Here is a 21689-nt window from a genome sequence, read left to right as displayed (position 1 = left end):
ACGGCAGATGTGGGGCCAGCAGGAGCAACATCCGCAGCAATGATGGCTGCACCTCTCCACATACTGGCCCGTTACGATTAGCGCCTTATCTACGCCAGATAATCTTGCTGATTTTCCAGCTTTTCAGCGTATCGTCCGCCGGCATCAGCCCTTCCGGGCCGTGCCATTCGCCGCTGAACAGGTAGCTGATATGCTCGCTGCCCGGCGCTTTACACTCGACACCGTCGCCGTCCGCGCCCTGGCCTTTGCGGCAGGCGCCAAAGGCTTTGCCGTAGAGGTCGCTGAACGGCGTGCCGATGCTGACGCCGCCGGCGGTTTTCACCCCGGCGTCGCTGACGTCAATGCGGCTTACCGTACCCTGCCCGCTCAGCTCTATTTTCACCTGCTTATCGCCGTTAATCGCCTGCCAGAACGACACCACGTTGCCGCCCTCGCTGCGCATTCCCTGGCGCAGGCCGTAGTTGCCGTCCAGCCCTTTACCGATGGCGGCTTCGGTCATGGCGGTGCTGCCGGTGACCTCACCGACGCCCGCTTCGGTCACCTGCAGCGACGAGCCAAACCAGTGGGTTGGCGACAGGCTGGACCACGACCAGGAGATCGGATTCCACCAGGTCGATGAGCTGGCAGAGTCAGCGGGCGCAGAGGAACCGGCGCAGCCCGCCAGCAGCAGCGTGGCGATTAACAGCGCCGGACGAGAATTTTTCATAACAACTCCTGATTTTCAGTATTCACAGCTTCCGGTGCTTGGAGTGCAGAACGCTGAAAAAGTTTAGACGGCAAAGGATCGCGCATAAACCGGGCCATCATCCCCCCTGTTTACAGACGGCCTGTGGCCCGGATGCGGAGATACGGCTCCGACGATACGGTGGTTAAGGGTACCGCTCACCGGCTCTGCCAGCCCGGCTGCGCAGGGTTTAGCAGTGCAAAATTACTGATTTTCCAGCGGATCGAAGCAGTCGCGCAGGCGGCGCTGCCACAGTAATGCGCAGAGTGCCAGCACGTCCAGCAGCATCACGCCGATAACCGGCGGCGACGGCGGTTCATCCCCCTGCCACAGCAACGCAGCCTGCAGCGCCAGCATCACCAGCAGCGTGGCGCACAGCACCCAACGCCACGCCTGCCACAGGCGCGGCAGCCGCTGGCGATAGCCGGTCAACAGCAGGCCGGCGGCGGCGGGCAGCCCCAGCGCCAGCCCCAGCCAGAAGGCGTGGGTATCCGGATAGAACAGCTCCAGCAGGCTGGCCCCCTGCTGACGTGAGGCACCGGCCACCACAAACAGCACCCAGGTGCGGGCCTGCAGCAGCAGGATCGCCCAGAAGCTCAGCGGCAGGCGCAGCTGGCCTTTATTATCGTAATCATCGGGGGAGTAATTCACGGCGGTACGGTTATTATCATCATCAAATATGTCAATTGCGGCAACAGTGCCATCTTGGGCACGTGTAAGGCTGCGATGGCCCTGTCATTTTTAGCAGGAGTTTTGCCACGCCGGCACCGTCATCATCAGCAACATTTATACGACATGGCCCCTCTCCATCGTGAGCATTGCTCCGGCGGCACCAGCAGGCGCTTCGGCACAGCCGGCGCGATCTTTCTCAGGGCTGAATCAGGGCATCCCGCGTAAGCGATCAATACTCGCGGTCTTCGATCAGCCGTTTGCCGAGCAGCATGCTGTCGACGGTTTCATACTCCAGCTTCTCGTAGAAGCCGACTACCGCATCGTTCTCTTCCCGCACCATCACGTGAATTTTCGGGCAACCGCGTGCGATCAGCTTCTTCTCCAGCCGGTTGATCAGCGCGTTGGCAAAGCCGCGCCCCTGATAGTCCGGATGCACGCCGAGATAGTAGGCAGACCCGCGATGGCCGTCGTAGCCACCCATCAGCGTGCCAACAATTTCGCCGCCGACCACCGCCACCAGAAACAGGTCGGGGTCGTGATTCAGCTTACGCTCAATATCCATTTCCGGATCGTTCCACGGCCGTAACAGATCGCAACGCTCCCAGAGCGTGATCACTTCTTCAATATCTTCCTGGCGGAAAGCGCGGATTTCCATGGAATTACCCTGACCTTAAGCACAATTTGCTGATTATCACGCATTATTTCACGCGTGCAACCCCTGTAACGCCGCCGGTGGCAAAAAAACCTTAATCCCTGAGGTATTACCTTGAAATAAAGCTTAAAAGTCTGAAACAGTTCCCGTCTCGCGGCGCACGGATTGTTACGCTATAACAGCTGCCATTAACGGATCCATTCGTACCTACTTACCGCCAACGCGCCATTCAGGATGCTGCTATGAAAATGATTTCCAGGCTGACGCCGCTGACCACCCGCCGCCAGCTGCTGCTTTCCGGGCTGGCGCTGGCGCTGTTCGGCCGCAACGCCAGCGCACGTGAGGAGGATGTCACCCTGCACGTCGGCCAGCCGCAGCGTAAAACGCCGGCCAGCCCGCCGCCGCGCCCGGCAGGCAGCAAAAAAATCGTGATGATCGACCCCGGCCACGGCGGTATTGACTCCGGGGCGGTCGGCCATGAAGGTTCGGAGGAAAAGCACGTGGTGCTGGAGATCGCCAACCACATCCGCCAGCGGCTGAGCAATCATCCGCGTATTGAGGTGCGGCTGACCCGTGAAACCGACCACTTTATCCCGCTGGGTGAACGGGTGGAGATCGCCCACCAGCACGGTGCCGACCTGTTTATGTCGGTCCACGCCGACGGCTTTACCAGCCCGACGGCCAACGGCGCGTCGGTGTTTGCCCTCTCCAACCGCGGCGCTAGCAGTACCATGGCGCGCTACCTGTCGCAGAAAGAGAACGCCGCCGATGAGATTGGCGGCGCGCAGGTGGCAGCTAAGGATCACTATCTGCAGCAGGTGCTGTTTGACCTGGTGCAGACCGACACCATTAAGAACAGCCTGATCCTCGGCAAACACGTGCTCGGCCAGATCCGTCCGGTACACCACCTGCACAGCCAGCACACCGAACAGGCGGCCTTCGCGGTGCTGAAGTCGCCGTCAATCCCCTCGGTGCTGGTGGAGACCTCGTTTATCACTAACCCGGCGGAGGAACGGCTGCTCGGCACCACCGCCTTCCGTCAGAAGATTGCCGCGGCGATCGCCGACGGTATCGTCAGCTTTTTTAATGAGTATGATGCCAGCCGCCGCACCGGCTGAGGTATAATCCGCGCGTCTCTCGCTATAAGGTCACTTCATGAACGCACCGGATATCGCCCAGGTTAAACAGTTTCTGCTCACGCTGCAGGATAATATTTGCCAGCAGCTGGCTCAGGCCGACGGCAGCGGCCGTTTTGAAGAGGACAGCTGGCAGCGTCCGGGCGGCGGCGGCGGGCGCAGCCGCGTGCTGCGTCAGGGAAGCCTGTTTGAGCAGGCCGGCGTCAACTTCTCGCACGTCTACGGCGAGTCGATGCCAGCGTCGGCGACCGCGCACCGTCCGGAGCTGGCGGGCCGCAGTTTTGAAGCGCTCGGCGTGTCGCTGGTGATCCACCCGGAAAACCCGTATGTACCGACCAGCCACGCCAACGTGCGCTTCTTTATCGCCGAAAAGCCGGGTGCCGATCCGGTGTGGTGGTTCGGCGGCGGCTTCGACCTGACGCCATTCTACGGCTTTGAACAGGATGCGGTGCACTGGCATCAGACCGCCTTCAATCTCTGTCAGCCGTTTGGCGACGACGTTTACCCTCGCTATAAAAAGTGGTGCGACGACTACTTTCTGCTCAGACACCGTAACGAGCAGCGCGGCATCGGCGGGCTGTTCTTCGATGACCTGAACACCCCGGATTTCGATACCAGCTTCGGCTTTATGCAGGCGGTGGGCAACGGCTTCCTCGACGCCTATCTGCCGATCGTCGAGCGGCGTAAAGCGCTGCCGTGGGGCGAGCGCGAGCGGCAGTTCCAGCTTTACCGCCGCGGCCGCTACGTTGAGTTCAACCTGGTGTGGGATCGCGGCACGCTGTTTGGCCTGCAGACCGGCGGGCGCACCGAGTCGATTCTGATGTCGATGCCGCCGCTGGTGCGCTGGGAGTATGACTATCAGCCGGAAGCGGGCAGCCCGGAAGCCGCCCTGTATAGCGACTTCCTGCCGGTAAAAAACTGGATTTAAGTCTGTTTCGCCATGAAAAACGATGAATTCCCCTCACCGCCGGTTGCGGCCGGCACGGTGAGGTAAATAAACGGCCGGGCGGGCCCCGGCCGTCGGCTTTACAGCGGGGAGGTTTGCGCTTCGACCACCGCCAGCGCCACCATATTGATGATGCGCCTGACCGAGGAGATCGGCGTCAGCACGTGGACCGGTTTGGCAATGCCCATCAGCACCGGGCCGACCGTCACGCCGTCCGAGCACGAGACGCGCAGCAGGTTGTAGCTGATGCGCGCCGCCTCGACGTTTGGCATGATCAGCAGGTTGGCCGAGCCTTTCAGCGGGCTGTCCGGCATCAGGTCGTGGCGGATGCTCTCCACCAGCGCCGCATCGCCGTGCATCTCACCGTCAATTTCCAGATCCGGCGCACGCGCCTTCACCAGCGCCAGCGTTTCACGCATCTTGCGCGCCGCCGGCGCGTTCGATGAACCAAAGCTGGAGTGCGACAGCAGCGCCACCTTCGGCTCAATCCCAAAGCGGCGCACGGTCTCCGCCGCCAGCAGCGTCAGCTCCGCCAGCTGTTCCGGCGTTGGGTCCTCATTGACGTAGGTATCGGCAATAAAGGTGTTGCCGCTCGGCAGCTCAAGCGCATTCATCGCCCCGGCCACCCCGGCCTGATTGCGGAAACCAAACAGCTTTTCAACGATCTCATAGTGCTGCCGGTAGTCGCCGACGGTGCCGCAGATCAGCGCATCCGCTTCGCCGCGATGGACCATAATCGCGCCGATCAGCGTCGGATTGCCGATCACCGCGCGCTGTGCCTCCTGCGGTGAGACGCCACGGCGTTTCATAATCTGGTAGTACTCATTCCAGTACTCTTTAAAACGCGGGTCGGATTCGTTGTTCACCACCTCCACGTCTTTCCCCAGCTCAAATTTCAGGCCAAGCTTCTGCATGCGCATCTCGATCACGCTCGGGCGGCCGATCAGGATCGGCTTCGCCAGCCCGAGGCTGACCAGCTCCTGGGTGGCATGCAGCACCCGCGCCTCTTCGCCCTCCGCCAGCACCACCCGCTTCGGATCCTTACGCGCCTGCGAGAACACCGGCTTCATAAACAGGTTGGTTTTGTAGACGAACTCGGTCAGCTTCTCGCGGTAGGCGTCAAAGTCCGCAATTGGCCGCCGCGCCACGCCGGAGTCCATCGCCGCCTTTGCCACCGCCGGGGCGATCTGTACGATCAGCCGTGGATCAAAGGGTTTCGGGATCAGGTACTCGGGGCCAAAGCTCAGCTCCTGATCGCCGTAAGCAGAGGCCACCACCTCGCTCTGTTCGGCCAGCGCCAGCTCGGCGATGGCGTGCACCGCCGCCAGCTTCATCTCTTCGTTAATCGCCGTGGCGCCCACGTCCAGCGCGCCGCGGAAGATAAACGGGAAACAGAGCACGTTGTTGACCTGATTCGGGAAGTCGGAACGGCCGGTACAGATAATCGCATCCGGGCGAACCGCCTTAGCCAGCGGCGGCAGGATCTCCGGTTCCGGGTTGGCCAGCGCAAGGATCAGCGGGTCGCGCGCCATTTTTTTCACCATCTCCGGGGTCATCACCCGCGGTCCGGAGCAGCCGAGGAAAATATCCGCCCCGTCGATCACCTCATCCAGCGTGCGCTTGCCGCTGTCCGCCACCGCGTAGGCCGCCTTGGTGCGCTCCATACTGGCCTCGCGCCCCTGGTAAATCACCCCTTTCGAATCGCAGACCACGATGTTGCGCGTCTGCATACCCAGCGCCACCAGCAGATTGAGGCAGGCTATCGCCGAGGCCCCGGCACCGGAGACCACCAGCCGCACATCGGCAATCTGTTTATTCACCACCCGCAGGCCGTTGAGCACCGCCGCGGTACAGATAATTGCCGTACCGTGCTGGTCGTCGTGAAATACCGGAATTTTCATTCGTTCGCGCAGCTTCTGCTCGATATAGAAGCATTCGGGCGCTTTGATATCTTCCAGATTGATGCCGCCAAAGGTTGGCTCCAGCGCCGCCACCACCTCAATCAGCCGGTCCGGGTCCAGCTCATCCACTTCAATATCAAACACGTCGATACCGGCAAACTTCTTAAACAGCACCCCTTTGCCTTCCATGACCGGTTTGCTGGCCAGCGCGCCGATATTACCGAGTCCGAGCACCGCGGTGCCGTTGGAGATCACCGCCACCAGATTGCCGCGCGCGGTGTACTTGTCCGCCGCCTGAGGATCGGCGGCGATCTCCAGGCAGGGTGCCGCCACGCCGGGGGAGTACGCAAGAGCCAGGTCTCGCTGGGTTGCCAGCGGCTTGGTGGGAGACACCTGGATTTTTCCCGGCACCGGATACTGGTGGAAATCAAGCGCGCTCTGTTTTAACTGGTCGTCCATTCGCAGTTCCTTTTCTTTGGCGAGGTTTGACCAGTCAGTATAGAGGGGCGATAACACGTAAAAACTTGAAGCAGTGCAAAAAAACGGCATTACCCCCTGTTACCGCACGTTACCATTAACCCCCAGGCATTCCACCTTCCCCGTCACGCGATTTTCCTCATCTGCTATGCTTTATGGTGGCTTCGTCGCCGATGTTGCTGAGATAACGCCGCGCCGCACGTGTTCTGGCCGGCACTGTTCAACAAAACAGGGTGACCGCCACGTGGCATGGTGGAGTGCTTTTGCCTCCCTGTAGCCGGTGCAAAGCACCATTGGGCTGACCCATTGCAACAATCAGAGAAAGCGTATTTCTATTGTGCTGCGCCTGTTGCACTGTGATCCCCCCACATTGTTTATCCCGAGACTGATGCGCTTTACAAGGAGCTTAAAACCGATGAACCAGTTAGACGCACTGAAACAATTCACCACCGTGGTGGCTGACAGTGGCGATATCGAATCGATTCGTAACTACCATCCTGAAGACGCGACCACTAACCCGTCGCTGATTCTCAAAGCTTCCGGTCTTGACTCCTACAAGCACCTGATTACCGATGCCATCGACTATGCCAAACGGCAGGGTGGCAGCAAAGAGACGCAGATCATCAACGCCAGCGATAAAGTCGCCATCAACCTCGGTATGGAGATCCTGAAAAGCGTACCCGGACGCGTCTCTACCGAGGTGGATGCGCGCCTCTCCTTTGACCGCGGCATGTGCGTGACCAAAGCCGAGAAGCTGGTGCGGATGTACGAAGAGAACGGCATTCCGCGCTCGCGCATTCTGATCAAGCTGGCCTCTACCTGGGAGGGGATCAAAGCGGCGGAGGAGCTGGAGAAGAACGGCATTCAGTGTAACCTGACGCTGCTGTTCTCAATGGCGCAGGCGCGCGCCTGCGCCGAAGCAGGCGTTTTCCTCATCTCGCCGTTTGTCGGCCGTATTTACGACTGGTACAACAGCCGCAAGCCGCTCGACCCGTATGTGGTGGATGAAGATCCGGGCGTGGTGTCGGTGCGTAACATTTACGAGTATTACAAACAGCACCGCTACAACACGGTGATCATGGGTGCCAGCTTCCGCAAGGTGGAGCAGATTCTGGCCCTGGCTGGCTGCGACCGCCTGACGATCTCCCCGGACCTGCTGAAAGAGCTGCAGGCCAGCAACGCGCCGGTTGAGCGTAAACTGACCCCGTCCACCAACGTGCTGAACCCGCCGAAAGCCCTGACGGAAGCCGAATTCCGCTGGCTGCACAATCAGGACCCGATGGCGGTGGAAAAACTTTCCGACGGCATCCGTAATTTCGCCAGCGACCAGCAGAAGCTGGAAGACGTGCTGGCCGCCCGGTTGTAACTCCCTCGATTTCACCTCCTCTTCGGGCGGGTCACCGACCTGCCCGACCCACACGTCATGGAGAACCTTATGTCTTCACGCAGAGAACTGGCCAACGCCATCCGCGCCTTAAGTATGGACGCGGTACAAAAAGCCAAATCCGGCCACCCGGGTGCCCCAATGGGCATGGCCGACATCGCCGAAGTGCTGTGGCGCGAATTCCTGCACCACAACCCGAACAACCCGGCATGGGCCGATCGTGACCGCTTTATCCTCTCTAACGGCCACGCCTCGATGCTGCTTTACAGCCTGCTGCACCTCAGCGGCTACGATCTGCCGATTAACGAGCTGAAAAACTTCCGCCAGCTGCACTCGAAAACGCCGGGCCACCCGGAGCTGGGCTATACGCCGGGCGTGGAAACCACCACCGGTCCGCTGGGCCAGGGGCTGGCTAACGCCGTCGGGCTGGCGATTGCCGAACGCACGCTGGCTGCGCAGTTTAACCGCCCGAATCATGAGATTGTCGATCACTTTACCTACGTGTTTATGGGTGACGGCTGCCTGATGGAGGGGATCTCCCACGAGGTCAGTTCGCTGGCCGGTACGCTGGGGCTGGGCAAGCTGATCGGCTTCTACGATCACAACGGCATCTCAATCGACGGTGAAACCGAGGGCTGGTTTACCGACGATACCGCGAAGCGCTTTGAAGCCTACCACTGGCACGTGGTGCACGAGATTGACGGCCACGATCCTGACGCCATCAGCCGCGCGATTAAAGAGGCGCAGAGCGTCACCGATAAACCGTCGCTGATTATCTGCCGTACGGTGATCGGCTTTGGTTCGCCGAACAAGGCCGGCAAAGAGGAGGCGCACGGCGCACCGCTGGGCGATGAGGAAGTGGCGCTGGCGCGTAAACAGCTGGGCTGGAACCACCCGCCGTTTGAGATCCCGAAAGAGATTTATCGTCAGTGGGATGCGAAAGAAGCCGGTGCCAAAGCCGAGCAGGCATGGCAGGAGAAGCTGAATGCCTATCGGGCCGCCCACCCCGAACTGGCCGCCGAGTACACCCGCCGCATGAACGGAGGCCTGCCGGAGAACTGGCAGCAGGAGACGCAAAAGTATATCGAACGGCTGCAGGCTAATCCGCAGAAAATCGCCAGTCGTAAGGCGTCGCAAAATGCGCTGGAAGCCTACGGCCCGCTGCTGCCGGAGCTGCTGGGCGGCTCCGCCGACCTGGCACCGAGCAACCTGACGCTCTGGTCGAAGTCGACCCCGATTAAAGAGGATCCGGCCGGTAACTATATTCACTACGGCGTACGTGAATTCGGCATGACCGCGATTGCCAACGGCCTCGCCCATCACGGCGGCTTTGTGCCCTACACCGCCACCTTCCTGATGTTTGTCGAATACGCCCGTAACGCGGTGCGCATGGCGGCGCTGATGAAGGCGCGGCAGATTATGGTCTATACCCACGACTCGATTGGTCTGGGGGAAGACGGGCCGACCCACCAGCCGGTGGAGCAGCTGGCCAGCCTGCGCGTTACGCCGAATATGAGCGTCTGGCGTCCGTGCGATCAGGTGGAAACGGCGGTAGCGTGGAAGCACGCGGTAGAGCGCCATCACGGACCAACCGCGCTGATCCTCTCCAGGCAGAACCTGGCGCAGCCGCCGCGCAGCGCGCAGCAGCTGGCCGATATCTCACGCGGCGCTTACGTGCTGCAGGAGAGCGACGGCACGCCGGAGGTGATCCTGATCGCCACCGGTTCCGAGGTGGAAATCACCCTTGGCGCGGCGGCGAAGCTGCAGGCCAGCGGCCATCGGGTGCGGGTGGTGTCGATGCCGTCCACCGACCTGTTTGACGCGCAGGATGCCGCCTATAAAGAGTCGGTGCTGCCGGCAGGCGTAAGCGCGCGGGTGGCGGTGGAGGCCGGTATTGCCGACTACTGGTATAAGTACGTCGGGCTGAACGGTGCGATCGTCGGCATGACCGGTTTTGGTGAATCAGCCCCGGCGGAAAAACTGTTCCCGGAATTTGGCTTTACGGTGGAGAATATCGTTAGCCACGCTGAAGCCCTGCTCAAACCGCACTAACCCTGTTAACCACCCGTTTCAGGCCCCCGTTCGCGGGGGCTTTTTTGTTACTGTCCCTGCGCCAGCATTTCAACCGTGCCCGCCGCCGCCGCCTCAGCGCGCTGCGTTACCCACAGCGTCGGCCAGCGTTCGCTACCGTTCCAGCCGTCACACAGGCTTTGTTGCGCGTACTCCGCCAGACGGAACTGATGGCCGTCGTACTGCCAGCGTGTGGCGACGCCGCAATCCCCCAGCCCACGGGTTTTACTGAAGGTCTGTAGCTCACCGCGGGCGGCATCAAATTCGGCGTTCACCAGCTCCAGCTGGCGGCCGGAAGCGCCGGAGGGCACAAAGGGCAGCGTCAGCGTCAGCAATCGGGCAATAAACGGCGGCTGACGGTTGACCTCAAAGGCGAGATAAATCAGGTTGTAAGCCCCCATTTCACAGCTGACCAACAGCAGGGCTTTATTATCACTGAGCGGGGCTACCTGGCTTTCGCGACGCAGCGGATCGAGCGAACAGAGGTCGTTATCCAGATGCCAGCTGGCGTAATCCAGCAGCTGGCGGCTTTCCCGGCCGCTCAGCGCGCGTGGCGGACGCGGCGCGGAGGAAATCTGTGGCACGTCGGGCGGCGGCGGAAGATCGCTGACGTCCCCCGCACCGGAAGCGACCCACGCGCTGCCACTCTTCACCCGCCCCTGCACTTCATCCATCAGCAGCAGCGCCGCCTTCAGTCCGTGCAGGGAGATCGCCGCCTGCGGGCGATACAGCAGCTGCAGGTTATCGGCATCCCGCACCTGCTGCAGAAACTCTTCAATGGCGATGGCATCAGCGGTGGACCAGTGGTGGGCGGTGACCTGCCAGTTTTTGAGATCGGGCTTCAGGCGCTTGCCGTCCAGCAGCAGATTGTCCTGCAACGTGCCGCCCGGCCGTTCACCGCTGTCGCGATTGCCATAATCAATGCTCAGCCGCGGCCGGTCATCCTCGCCGGCATCGCGCGTCAGCTGCATCACCAGGCCGTTACTGGCGGGGAAACTGCGCACTTCACAGGTGTTCAGGTTATTACAGGTGATTTGCCAGTCGGCGAAGATCTTCTGCAGCGGCTCCGCCTGCAGGCTGGCGATGCAGAACAGCGGTGCCAGGCCGAGCCAGACGCCACGCAAAGCCACGAGTTGTGCGATCCCTGAAGTGCTGAACATGGCGCGTATCACCTCCGGCGAGGGTAAACGCCCATCATCGCGGCAAGCGGCAGTGGCCTCAATCGGATTTATCGGACTGTGGGCCAGAGCGCAGAGCGCATCACACTCTTGCCCTCTCTTATCGATAACTGAACAATTACAGAGGCGGGTGCTGGCAGGCTGACAGGGTTACAGGCGTTAGCCCACCCGCCACCAGCGTAATTAAAAAGTTCAGAGGTGCAGCCAGCCTGCCAGCAGCGCATGCTGCAGCAGGGTGACGGTTTTGCCATCCTGAATACGGCCATCTTTAACCATCGCCCACGCCTGCGGAAAGGTCAGCTCCAGCACGTCGATATCCTCATCGTCGACGCCGCCGCCCGCGCTGGCGCGCTGCGCATCGCTGTATTCGGCGGCAAAGAAGTGGATAAGCTCGGTGACGCCGCCCGGCGACATATACAGCTCAAACAGTTTTTCCACCTCGCCCACCGCGTAGCCGGTCTCTTCAACTGCCTCTTTGCGGATACAGGTTTCGGGTGAGTCGTCGTCCAGCAGCCCGGCGCAGGCCTCAATCAGCATCCCGCTCGGATTACCGTTCACCCAGGTGGCAATGCGGAACTGGCGCGTCAGCACCACGCTGTTTTTTTCACGGTTGTAGAGCAGGATCGTCGCGCCGTTGCCGCGATCGTACACTTCGCGTTTATGACGCAGCGTGGCGCCATCTTTCGCCGTCAGATCGTAGGTGTAGTTACGCAGAACGAACCAGTTTTCAGAGAGGATTTTGTTTTTGATGAGGTCGATTCTGGCGGACATGAGGGGCTCCTGGCATTTTTCGGGAGCCTGTCATTTTAGACAGCTTGCTGCGGGAACGCTATCTGAAACAGACGGGGCAGTCGCCTGCCCCGTCTGACGCTGTAACGTCTTAGCGGTTCATCTCTTCGTCAGCCGCCGCGTGCTGCTCTTCGCTCAGCGAGTGGACACGCTTACGCACCGCGAACCAGCCAATCACCAGCATCACCGCCAGCAGCGGGATAGAGGCGATGGTGTAGGTGCCGTTCGGGTAGTCGAACGCCATCAGCACCAGTACGCTGACCAGGAACAGCAGGGTCAGCCACGAGGTAAACGGCGCGAAAGGCATTTTGAAGCTCACCTCTTCCGCTTTCCCCTCTTTAATTGCCTTACGCAGGCGCATCTGGCAGACCACGATAAACGCCCAGGAGGAGATAATCCCCAGCGCCGCCACGTTCAGCACAATCTCAAACACGCTGGAAGGCACGATATAGTTCAGGTAAACACCGATGATGTAAACGCCAACGGTGACCAGAATGCCGACATAGGGCACGTGCTGTTTGCTCATCTTCGACATGCTTTTTGGCGCAGAGCCGCCCATCGACATCGAACGCAGAATACGGCCGGTAACGTACAGGCCGGAGTTCAGGCTGGAGAGCGCGGCGCTGAGTACCACGATGTTCATGATGCTGCCCGCGTAAGGCACGCCCAGTTTAGTGAAGAAGGTAACAAACGGACTCTGACCGGCCTGGTAGGCATTCCACGGCAGCAGCAGCACCAGCAGCACCACAGAACCGACGTAGAACAGGCCGATACGCCAGATCACACTGTTGATCGCCTTCGGCAGCATGGTTTTCGGGTCTTTACACTCGCCGGCGGCGGTACCGACCATCTCGATTGAGGCGAACGCAAACACCACGCCCTGCACCAGCACCAGCGCCGGCAGCAGACCGTTCGGGAACATACCGCCGTTATCAGTGATCAGGTGGAAGCCGGTGGCGTTACCGTCCAGCGTTTTACCGCTGCCGAGGAACACCACGCCGACCACCAGGAAGATCACGATCGCCGCTACTTTGATTAGCGCGAACCAGAACTCCATTTCGGCGAACCACTTCACGCCGATCATGTTCATGGTGCCGACGATCGCCAGCGCGCCCAGCGCAAACACCCACTGCGGCACATCGCCAAACGCGCCCCAGTAGTGCATATAGAGCGCAACGGCGGTGATATCAACGATACCGGTCATCGCCCAGTTAACGAAGTACATCCAGCCGGCCACATAGGAGGCTTTTTCACCGAGGAATTCACGGGAGTAAGAGACAAAACTGCCGCTGGTTGGGCGGTGCAGCACCAGCTCACCCAGCGCGCGCAGAATAAAGAACGAGAAGATACCGCAGACTAAATAGACCAGCGCCAGCGCCGGACCGGCGGCCTGCAGACGGCCACCGGCACCAAGGAACAGGCCGGTACCGATGGCACCGCCGATCGCGATCATCTGCACGTGGCGATTGTCCATCGCCTTTTTATAGCCGGTATCGTGGGAGTTTAACCAACGTCTTTTCGCCGCACGGGTGTCCGCGCCGGCATTGTGATCTGCTTTCATATTTGACCCTATTGTCCTGTCCACAAGTGATGCGGTTACCTGTCCTGGGTAATCCTGTTTTTTTTATGTGCCATACAAACGTTTGCGTTGACTGCTGCAAGTCTGAACAATATGCCTGGTTTTATCGTCAGGACGATTTACAAATCCCAGGAAATTGCGGCGATGCATCCTAACCGTTCTGTGGAGGTGACGCAAAATATCCGCCGGGTAATTCGTGAGGTTTTGTGATTTTTGTCCGTTTACGCATAAAAAAACCGGCCACATATTGCGGCCGGACAGTGAAATCACTAAGGGACTACTACAGGGATAGGGGTACTGGACGGGATTAACACAAATTAACGATAGATTTCAGCGGTGCCGCTCCACAGGCTGGAATCACCGGGGGTGTCCGCGCTGACCACACGGTAGTGGCTGGCGCCGAGCGCATCGGCTTTCTTCGCCAGCTGATGGGTGGCGTCATCCAGAGTGCCTCTGACGCCAGAGACCTGCACGCTGCCGATGCTTTGCAGGCTAGTGGCCTGGCTGCCATTGACCTGGGTCGCTGCTAAAGTGGTAAACGAGGTGCCAGCCAGCAAAGTGGCCGCCAACAGTATCGGGAGTGTTTTTTTCATCTGGTGCTCCTCAGGGTGTTTGAACGTTACGGGATTGATTATTCACTTTTCAGTGAAAAGCAGCGTTCGGCGATGGTAAAAAGCGGTGCGAGTTTTGCCAGCAAACGTCAGCAATTGTGGTAAATCAGCATGGATGTAAGCAGATATTGCTCTGGTAACACCTGTCGGTGGCAGGTCAGCCGGTTCGGCGGCGTTACAGCACGTTCTGCCGCTCTGCGAGCGGCGTTAAGGTAAAAAACGCCCCCGTTTCAGCGAGGTGAATTTACACATTCTCCTCATTTTCTCCACGATTCGTGCTGCCGCTGCGTCTACAGTGTTATGCTGACGGAGTCTGTTGAATAAACTGATAAATTTGCTCCGCGATGAATGACCACCACGCCACATAAAAACGGCGGCTTTCTTTAGTAATTCTGACTATCAGCAGCGGAGCCTGATAATGGCCAACTTTTTTATCGATCGCCCGATATTTGCCTGGGTGCTGGCGATTCTGATGTGCCTGACCGGCGGGCTGGCAGTGATGTCTCTGCCGGTGGAACAGTACCCGGACCTCGCTCCGCCAAACGTACGAATTACCGCTAACTATCCCGGCGCCTCGGCGGAAACGCTGGAAAACACCGTGACTCAGGTCATTGAACAGAACATGACCGGCATCGACAACCTGATGTATATGTCGTCGCAGAGCAGTAATACCGGCCAGGCCACCATCACCCTGACCTTCACCGCCGGCACTAACCCCGACGAGGCGCGCCAGCAGGTGCAGAACCAGCTGCAGAGCGCGCTGCGCAAACTGCCGCAGGCCGTGCAGTCGCAGGGGGTGACGGTGAACAAGACCGGCGACAGCAATATCCTGATGGTGGCCTTTGTCTCCACCGACGGCAGCATGGATAAGCAGGATATTTCCGACTACGTCGCCAGTAATATTCAGGATCCGCTGAGCCGTATTGACGGCGTTGGCCAGGTGGACGCCTACGGTTCCCAGTACGCCATGCGCATCTGGCTCGATCCGAACAAGCTGATTAACTTCGCGCTGACCACCGCCGACGTGGTCAGCGCCATTGAGTCGCAGAACAGCCAGGTGGCGGTCGGCCAGCTCGGCGGCCTGCCCTCAGTCGACCGCCAGGCGCTGAACGCCACCGTCAACTCCCAGTCGCTGCTGCAGACCCCGCAGCAGTTCCGCGACATCACGCTTAAGGTCAATACCGATGGCTCGGTGGTAACCTTAGGCCAGGTGGCGCAGGTGGAGCTGGGGGCGGAGAAGTATGACTACCTCAGCCGCTACAACGGCCTGGCGGCCTCCGGCCTTGGCGTTAAGCTGGCCTCCGGCGCCAACGAGTTGCAGACCGATACGCTGGTGCGCGCACGCCTCGACGAGCTTTCCCGTTTCTTCCCGCACGGCCTGGAAGCCAAAATCGCCTTTGAGACCACGCCGTTTGTAAAAGCGTCGATCGAGGACGTGGTCAAAACCCTGTTTGAAGCGGTATTGCTGGTGTTCCTGGTGATGTACCTGTTCCTGCAGAACTTCCGCGCCACGCTGATCCCGACTATCGCCGTGCCGGTGGTGCTGCTCGGCACCTTCGGCGTGCTCTACACCTTTGGCTACAGCATCAACACCCTGACCATGTTCGCCATGGTGCTGGCGATCGGCCTGCTGGTGGATGACGCCATCGTGGTGGTGGAGAATGTCGAACGCATCATGAGCGAAGAGGGGCTGTCGCCGCGCGAAGCGACGCGCAAATCGATGGGGCAGATCCAGGGGGCGCTGGTCGGCATCGCGCTGGTGCTGTCGGCGGTGTTTGTGCCGATGGCCTTCTTTGGCGGCACCACCGGGGCGATCTACCGCCAGTTCTCCGTCACCATCGTCGCGGCGATGGTGCTGTCGGTGCTGGTGGCGATGATCCTCACCCCGGCGCTGTGCGCCACGCTGCTTAAACCGCTGGAAAAAGGGCAGCACCACGGCCGTCGCGGTTTCTTCGGCTGGTTTAACCGGGTGTTTAACCGCAACGCCGAACGCTACGAGCGCGGCATTGGCCGTATCATCGCCAGAGGCGGCCGCTGGCTGCTGCTCTATCTGGCGCTGATCGGCGTGATGGCCTTCCTGTTCCTGCGCCTGCCGACATCGTTCCTGCCGCTGGAAGATCGCGGTATTTTCACCACTCAGGTACAGCTGCCCCCGGGTTCCACGATGCAGCAGACGCTGAAGGTGGTGCAGGACGTGGAGCATTACTACCTGACCGAAGAGAAAAACAACGTGGTGTCGGTGTTCGCCACCGTCGGCTCCGGCCCCGGCGGCAACGGCCAGAACGTGGCGCGGCTGTTCGTGCGCCTGACCGACTGGAAAGCGCGCAGCAGCGAGCACGACTCCTCGTTCGCCATTATCGAACGCGCCACCACCGCCTTTAAAAAGATTAAAGAGGCGCGGGTGATCGCCAGCAGCCCTTCGGCGATTACCGGGCTGGGCAACTCAGCCGGGTTTGATATGGAGCTGCAGGATCACGGCGGGCTGGGCCACGACGCGCTGATGAGCGCGCGTGACACGCTGCTTGAAATGGCGCAGAACAATCCCTCGCTGACCCGCGTGCGCCACAACGGACTCGACGACAGCCCGCAGTTGCGCATCCATATCGACCAGCGCAAGGCGCAGACGCTGGGCGTGTCGCTGGACGACATCAACGACACGCTGCAAACCGGCTGGGGCTCGACCTATGTGAACGACTTCCTCGATCGCGGCCGGGTGAAGAAGGTCTATGTGCAGGCAGCGGCGAAGTACCGCATGCTGCCGGACGACATTAACCGCTGGTACGTGCGTAACGGCAGCGGCGAGATGGTGCCGTTCAGCGCCTTTGCCAGCTCGGGCTGGGAGACCGGCTCGCCGCGGCTGGAGCGTTACAACGGCTACTCATCGCTTGAGATCGTCGGCGAATCGGCGGCGGGGGTCAGCAACGGCGCGGCGATGGACGTTATGGAGGGGCTGGTCAGCAAGCTGCCCACCGGCATCGGCCTGCAGTGGACAGGCGCCTCGCTGCAGGAACGGATGACCGGCGCACAGGCCCCTGCCCTTTACGCGCTGTCGCTGCTGGTGGTATTCCTGTGCCTGGCGGCGCTCTATGAGAGCTGGTCTATTCCGTTCTCAGTGATGCTGGTGGTGCCGCTGGGGGTGATTGGCGCGCTGGTCGCCACCTGGCTGCGCGGGCTGGAGAACGACGTCTACTTCCAGGTGGGGCTGCTGACGGTAATCGGCCTGTCGGCCAAGAATGCCATTCTGATCGTCGAATTTGCCAACGAGCTGAACACCCGTGGTAACGACCTGGTGGAGTCGACGCTTGCTGCCTCACGCCAGCGCCTGCGGCCGATTCTGATGACCTCGCTGGCATTTATCTTCGGCGTGCTGCCGATGGCCACCAGCAGCGGTGCGGGTTCGGCCAGCCAGCACGCGGTGGGCACCGGGGTGATGGGCGGGATGATCTCCGCCACCGTGCTGGCGATTTTCTTTGTACCGCTGTTCTTTGTGCTGGTACGCAGGCGCTTCCCGCTGAAGACGAAACCTGGTACAAACACACCAGCCTGACCGGAAATGAAAAAGGCAGCCCGTTGGGGGCTGCCTTTCGTTGTACGGGTCACTGAAGATAAAGCAGGTGAATAACGTCGCCGCGCTTTTCTTAGCTGAAGCCAATTACTTGCGTAACATCGCTTCAATAAAGTCTTTCCAGTTCCCTAGTTCTAAATCAATCATAACGTCCTCACTTTTATTGTGGGGCCATGATAGTTGCTTTTTTGTGCAAAGAAAATACGGAAATTTCATTTGCTGCTATCGCTGAAACCATTTATGCCGGTTTATTGAACGATTTGTGGGGTGGCGCACATTCCGTTGCTGATGATTTCGCAGGGGATTATCCGGGTAAGCTTGCTGTCAATGGCTGGAGCGGATGCCATGGCCCATTGTCTGCCCCTGTTCAGCGAGCAGCCGAAGGATGCCAAACGCGGCGGGCGGTGGATTGGCTTCGTTGAGGGGATATCTGGCGACGTTTACCAGCCGGACTGTAGGATATCTGGTGGCGTTCAGCTGCCGCGTTGAGGATTACATGGAAGAGTTTACCGACCCCGCTACGGGGGCCGTAAAGGCATTACTTCAGGATGATCACTTTATCGTAGCCGCCGCTGTCGCTGTCGATGTGGGTTTTAGCATCCGGATGATCCTTGATCACCGCATCGACAACCAGTGCGAAATCATCGCAACGCGACAGTTTTTTACGGGTAATCACAATGCTGGACTGCGTCTCTTCAACCGTATGCGCGGCTGACTCTTTCAGATAGTTCATCGCTCCCTTCCTCCTGATACGGGTTCTCTACCCTGTGGATGTTGCGCTCGTTTTTGTGGTCATGCATTGAGCCAGATCCGAATATAGATGAATCCCACAAAAAACAGAAGGGTACGAAAGTCTGAGAATGGGCTTTGCCAGCATTAACGGCCACAGTTGCTTGTAGCCTGAGGGATGTGGTGCCATAGGAGAACATCTTACGGAGATGACATCAGGGAAATGGCATCGGTAAGCACCACTGTATATCAATGCCTGAGGGGCTTTGGGAGCAGGTTAACGCCTGCCCGACAGGGTGGTACTAAATGCGCGCAAGCTCATCATCGGAAAGGCCCGTAAGCTCCTGAACCGAAACCCGTGGCATCCCTGACAGAAGCAACCTCCCAGCAATTTCGAGTTTGCTTTCCAGGCGACCTTTCTGCTCACCAAGCAGGATCCCTTTCTCCAGACCTTTCTCCAGACCTTTCTCCAGACCTTTTTGTTCAAGTTGCTGTGCGATAGTCATCAGTTCTTCCTCATGCTGTGGCACTTTCTGCGCCAGTCCGCGTAAGAAGGCTTCGGCATCTTTTGCCTCACCTGCCTGAGTAATATAGTTTATCAACGTGACCAGCTGTTGTCCCGTAATATGACCCGCTATCAGGATCGTAGCCAGTCGGTCAAGCAGCTCAGCGAGATCGCGCTGATGGATATGCTTTTGAATCAAGGTCAGCGCAGCCATGCTGCGATGATTCATAATTTCATCATCAGGGATCACTGTCACATCAACAAGCGGAAAATCACCACTGTAGAGCCGACCAGCCAGCTGTGGGTCGTCGAATGCCTGCAGCCAGTTAGTTGAATGAGGATAGGGGCTGCGCTTACCGGTATAAAACAAAATCGGTATCACCAGTGGCAGCGCCCGATGGCCCGCTTCCAGATGACGCTGCATCGCCGCCACCGCGTAACGCATCATCCGAAATGCCATCATTTTGTCCGGCGTAGACTGATGCTCGATCAAAACGTGGATGTAGCCGTCGCCAGTGCGGGTCTTCAGGCTGTATAGCACGTCACTGTAGAAGGCGTGCAGGCTCCTCTCTACAAAACTGCCTGACTCAAGCTTAAGCGAACTGAGATCGCAAACAGCCCGGTATTCTGCCGGCAAATGCAGCTCGATAAACTCACGCGCCGTTTCCGGGTGGGTGAGAAAAGCTTTGAAGGTAGCATCATGAGGTATCGCCGTTGTTTTCTTCATCTTACCTCCCTGTTGTATCAGTACTTCCTGTTTCGCGAACTTATAAGCATCGGCTTATTTCAAATTAATTGAATCGTAATTTCTTGAATTTTAGCGACGAACTGAGACGTTAAAGGCCTCTTCAGGACGACAAGGTGCATGAACCTTTGCGTACAGTGGTGGCGTTCAGTGGTGACCCCCTGTTGTGCAAACAAGCGGAACGATTCCCGTCAGAGATGGATCAATCCCTGCGCATGGTGCATGATCTTCCTCATCCCGCAGCATGTTACGACTTTCTGCCCAGCGCGCTAAGACCGTAGCTGTTGCGCCATCATTCGACAGGGGACTCAATGAACAACAATAATGAAAACAATGTGCTGACCATGTACGGCATCAAAAACTGCGATACCATCAAAAAAGCGCGCAAGTACCTGGAGAGCCAGGGCGTTGACTACCGGTTTCATGATTACCGCGCCGACGGGCTGGATGCGGCGCTGTTAGCCCGCTTCGTTGAGGTGCTTGGCTGGGAGGCGCTGCTTAATACCCGCGGTACCACCTGGCGTAAACTGGATGAGGCGACGCGTAATGCGGTGAATAATGCAGCAGCCGCGCAGGAAGTGATGCTGGCGCAGCCGTCAATCATCAAACGCCCGTTGCTCTGCAACGCACAGGGCTCTATGCTGCTGGGCTTTAGTGAAGCCACTTACTCGTCGTTTATCCAGGAGAAGCCCTAATTATGTACTGTCCGGTCATTGAGCTGACGCAGCAGCTTATTCGTCGCCCTTCCCTCAGCCCCGATGATGCCGGTTGTCAGGCCATTCTGATTGCGCGCCTGCAGGCGCTGGGCTTCACCATTGAACCGATGACCTTTGGCGATACGCTGAACTTCTGGGCGTGGCGCGGCCAGGGGGAAACCCTCGCCTTTGCCGGCCATACCGACGTGGTACCCACCGGTGACGCCAGCCGCTGGATCAACCCGCCGTTTGAACCGACCATCCGCGACGGCATGCTGTTTGGCCGCGGTGCCGCCGATATGAAAGGCTCGCTGGCGGCGATGGTAGTGGCAGCCGAACGTTTTGTGGCATCAAACCCACAGCATAAAGGCCGTCTGGCGTTTCTGATCACCTCTGATGAAGAGGCCAGCGCGGTTAACGGCACGGTTAAGGTGGTGGAAGCGCTGATGGCGCGTAACGAGCGCCTGGACTACTGCCTGGTTGCTGAGCCATCCAGCACCGAGGTGGTCGGCGACGTGGTGAAAAACGGCCGTCGTGGCTCGATGACCGCCAGCCTGACGATCCATGGCGTGCAGGGGCATGTTGCCTACCCACACCTGGCCGATAATCCGGTCCACCGGGCGATGCCGGCACTGAATGAGCTGGTGGCTACCGTGTGGGACCAGGGTAACGAGTTCTTCCCACCGACCAGCATGCAGATTGCTAACGTGCAGGCCGGTACCGGCAGCAACAATGTGATCCCCGGTGACTTCTTTGTGCAGTTTAATTTCCGCTTCAGCACCCAACTGACCGACGCGCTGATCAAACAGCGTGTGCAGGAACTGCTGGATCGTCACCAGCTGCGCTACAGCATTGAGTGGAATGTCTCCGGCCAGCCGTTCCTGACGTCACGCGGCAAGCTGGTGGATGCGGTGGTTAACGCCGTTGAGCACTATAATGAGATCAAGCCCCAGTTGCAGACCACCGGCGGCACCTCCGACGGGCGCTTTATTGCCCGTATGGGTGCGCAGGTGGTGGAGCTGGGTCCGGTAAATGCCACCATTCATAAGATCAATGAGTGCGTGAAGGCCGCCGATCTGCAGCTGCTGAGCCGCATGTATCAGCGCATTATGGAGCAGTTGATCGCATAAAGGTGAAACGATGGAATTTTTAAAAGAGTACTGGTGGATCCTGGTGATCCTGCTGATGGTCGGCATTCTGATGAACGTCTATAAAGATCTGAAGCGCATCGATCATAAAAAGTATATGGATAACCGTCCCGAGCTGCCGCCACATCGTGATTTCAACCACAAGTGGGATGACGAAGACGACTGGCCGAAGAAGAAGTAATC

At 59.2% G+C, this 21689-nt stretch carries 20 protein-coding genes; 9 read left to right on the top strand and 11 right to left on the bottom strand.

Annotated features, from left to right (window positions below; genetic code table 11):
- Window positions 1-85 precede the first annotated feature (85 nt).
- The 3 genes from NV64_RS01805 to NV64_RS01795 all read right to left on the bottom strand — a co-directional run bounded on the left by NV64_RS01805 (window position 86) and on the right by NV64_RS01795 (window position 2051).
- Window positions 86-706, bottom strand: a complete 621-nt coding sequence (locus NV64_RS01805; protein WP_101505197.1) for an RpoE-regulated lipoprotein — start codon at window positions 704-706, stop codon at window positions 86-88.
- A gap of 222 nt (window positions 707-928) precedes the next feature.
- Window positions 929-1375: a DUF2919 domain-containing protein gene (locus NV64_RS01800; protein ID WP_101505196.1), complete on the bottom strand. Its 447-nt coding sequence runs from the start codon at window positions 1373-1375 to the stop codon at window positions 929-931.
- A 250-nt stretch (window positions 1376-1625) separates the two neighbouring features.
- Complete coding sequence (locus NV64_RS01795; protein WP_056239082.1) at window positions 1626-2051, bottom strand: GNAT family acetyltransferase; 426 nt, start codon at window positions 2049-2051, stop codon at window positions 1626-1628.
- A gap of 239 nt (window positions 2052-2290) precedes the next feature.
- Here NV64_RS01795 and amiA point away from each other — a divergent pair, with 239 nt between their 5' ends.
- Both amiA and hemF read left to right on the top strand, forming a co-directional pair.
- Window positions 2291-3166 carry an N-acetylmuramoyl-L-alanine amidase AmiA gene (gene amiA, locus NV64_RS01790; RefSeq protein WP_101505195.1) on the top strand — a complete coding sequence of 292 codons (876 nt, stop codon included), beginning with the start codon at window positions 2291-2293 and terminating at the stop codon, window positions 3164-3166.
- 37 nt (window positions 3167-3203) lie between these two features.
- Entirely contained in the window at window positions 3204-4112 is a 909-nt protein-coding gene (gene hemF, locus NV64_RS01785; protein WP_101505194.1) for an oxygen-dependent coproporphyrinogen oxidase, read from the top strand.
- Between the two features lie 98 nt (window positions 4113-4210).
- Here the strand turns inward: hemF and maeB are convergent, their stop codons facing one another.
- Window positions 4211-6490 (bottom strand): NADP-dependent oxaloacetate-decarboxylating malate dehydrogenase, encoded by a 2280-nt coding sequence (gene maeB, locus NV64_RS01780; RefSeq protein ID WP_056239073.1) that lies wholly within the window; start codon window positions 6488-6490, stop codon window positions 4211-4213.
- 433 nt (window positions 6491-6923) lie between these two features.
- Between maeB and tal the strand changes: the two genes are divergently transcribed.
- Both tal and tkt read left to right on the top strand, forming a co-directional pair.
- A complete protein-coding gene (gene tal / locus NV64_RS01775; RefSeq protein WP_101505193.1) occupies window positions 6924-7874 on the top strand; it encodes a transaldolase in 951 nt (316 codons plus the stop codon).
- Window positions 7875-7943: 69 nt separating this feature from the next.
- Window positions 7944-9944, top strand: a complete 2001-nt coding sequence (tkt, locus tag NV64_RS01770) for a transketolase (protein WP_101505192.1) — start codon at window positions 7944-7946, stop codon at window positions 9942-9944.
- 47 nt (window positions 9945-9991) lie between these two features.
- Here tkt and NV64_RS01765 read toward each other — a convergent pair whose 3' ends face one another.
- The 4 genes from NV64_RS01765 to NV64_RS01750 all read right to left on the bottom strand — a co-directional run bounded on the left by NV64_RS01765 (window position 9992) and on the right by NV64_RS01750 (window position 14101).
- Window positions 9992-11122, bottom strand: coding sequence for a DUF1176 domain-containing protein (locus NV64_RS01765; protein WP_101505191.1), 1131 nt, complete (start codon window positions 11120-11122; stop codon window positions 9992-9994).
- Window positions 11123-11332: 210 nt separating this feature from the next.
- Window positions 11333-11911: a GDP-mannose pyrophosphatase NudK gene (gene nudK / locus NV64_RS01760; protein WP_101505190.1), complete on the bottom strand. Its 579-nt coding sequence runs from the start codon at window positions 11909-11911 to the stop codon at window positions 11333-11335.
- 109 nt (window positions 11912-12020) lie between these two features.
- Window positions 12021-13490, bottom strand: coding sequence for an L-asparagine permease (gene ansP, locus NV64_RS01755; protein ID WP_056239057.1), 1470 nt, complete (start codon window positions 13488-13490; stop codon window positions 12021-12023).
- A 335-nt stretch (window positions 13491-13825) separates the two neighbouring features.
- Window positions 13826-14101, bottom strand: coding sequence for a DUF1471 domain-containing protein (locus NV64_RS01750; RefSeq protein ID WP_056239054.1), 276 nt, complete (start codon window positions 14099-14101; stop codon window positions 13826-13828).
- Window positions 14102-14537: 436 nt separating this feature from the next.
- Here NV64_RS01750 and acrD point away from each other — a divergent pair, with 436 nt between their 5' ends.
- Window positions 14538-17666 (top strand): multidrug efflux RND transporter permease AcrD, encoded by a 3129-nt coding sequence (acrD, locus tag NV64_RS01745; RefSeq protein WP_101505189.1) that lies wholly within the window; start codon window positions 14538-14540, stop codon window positions 17664-17666.
- Window positions 17667-17771: 105 nt separating this feature from the next.
- On the opposite strand, the gene ypfM is transcribed toward acrD, so the two are convergent.
- On the bottom strand, window positions 17772-17831 hold the full coding sequence (gene ypfM, locus NV64_RS01740) for a protein YpfM (protein WP_101505280.1): 60 nt from the start codon (window positions 17829-17831) through the stop codon (window positions 17772-17774).
- Window positions 17832-17857: 26 nt separating this feature from the next.
- Here ypfM and NV64_RS23615 point away from each other — a divergent pair, with 26 nt between their 5' ends.
- Complete coding sequence (locus NV64_RS23615; protein WP_162237202.1) at window positions 17858-18106, top strand: hypothetical protein; 249 nt, start codon at window positions 17858-17860, stop codon at window positions 18104-18106.
- 116 nt (window positions 18107-18222) lie between these two features.
- Here the strand turns inward: NV64_RS23615 and NV64_RS01730 are convergent, their stop codons facing one another.
- Complete coding sequence (locus tag NV64_RS01730; RefSeq protein ID WP_056239045.1) at window positions 18223-18417, bottom strand: hypothetical protein; 195 nt, start codon at window positions 18415-18417, stop codon at window positions 18223-18225.
- A 298-nt stretch (window positions 18418-18715) separates the two neighbouring features.
- Window positions 18716-19645 (bottom strand): Rpn family recombination-promoting nuclease/putative transposase, encoded by a 930-nt coding sequence (locus tag NV64_RS01725; protein WP_101505187.1) that lies wholly within the window; start codon window positions 19643-19645, stop codon window positions 18716-18718.
- A gap of 329 nt (window positions 19646-19974) precedes the next feature.
- Here NV64_RS01725 and NV64_RS01720 point away from each other — a divergent pair, with 329 nt between their 5' ends.
- Genes NV64_RS01720 through NV64_RS01710 form a run of 3 tightly spaced genes read left to right on the top strand, consistent with a single transcriptional unit; the run spans window position 19975 to window position 21687 of the window.
- Window positions 19975-20358 carry an ArsC family reductase gene (locus tag NV64_RS01720; protein WP_056239038.1) on the top strand — a complete coding sequence of 128 codons (384 nt, stop codon included), beginning with the start codon at window positions 19975-19977 and terminating at the stop codon, window positions 20356-20358.
- Window positions 20359-20360: 2 nt separating this feature from the next.
- Window positions 20361-21488 (top strand): succinyl-diaminopimelate desuccinylase, encoded by a 1128-nt coding sequence (dapE, locus tag NV64_RS01715; protein ID WP_056239035.1) that lies wholly within the window; start codon window positions 20361-20363, stop codon window positions 21486-21488.
- Window positions 21489-21498: 10 nt separating this feature from the next.
- Entirely contained in the window at window positions 21499-21687 is a 189-nt protein-coding gene (locus NV64_RS01710) for a YpfN family protein (RefSeq protein ID WP_056239032.1), read from the top strand.
- Window positions 21688-21689 lie beyond the last annotated feature (2 nt).

The organism is Erwinia sp. B116 (assembly GCF_002865965.1).
GTDB lineage: Bacteria > Pseudomonadota > Gammaproteobacteria > Enterobacterales > Enterobacteriaceae > Erwinia.
Note: the sequence above shows the minus strand (reverse complement) of the source record. Positions and strands in the feature narration are given on the sequence as shown.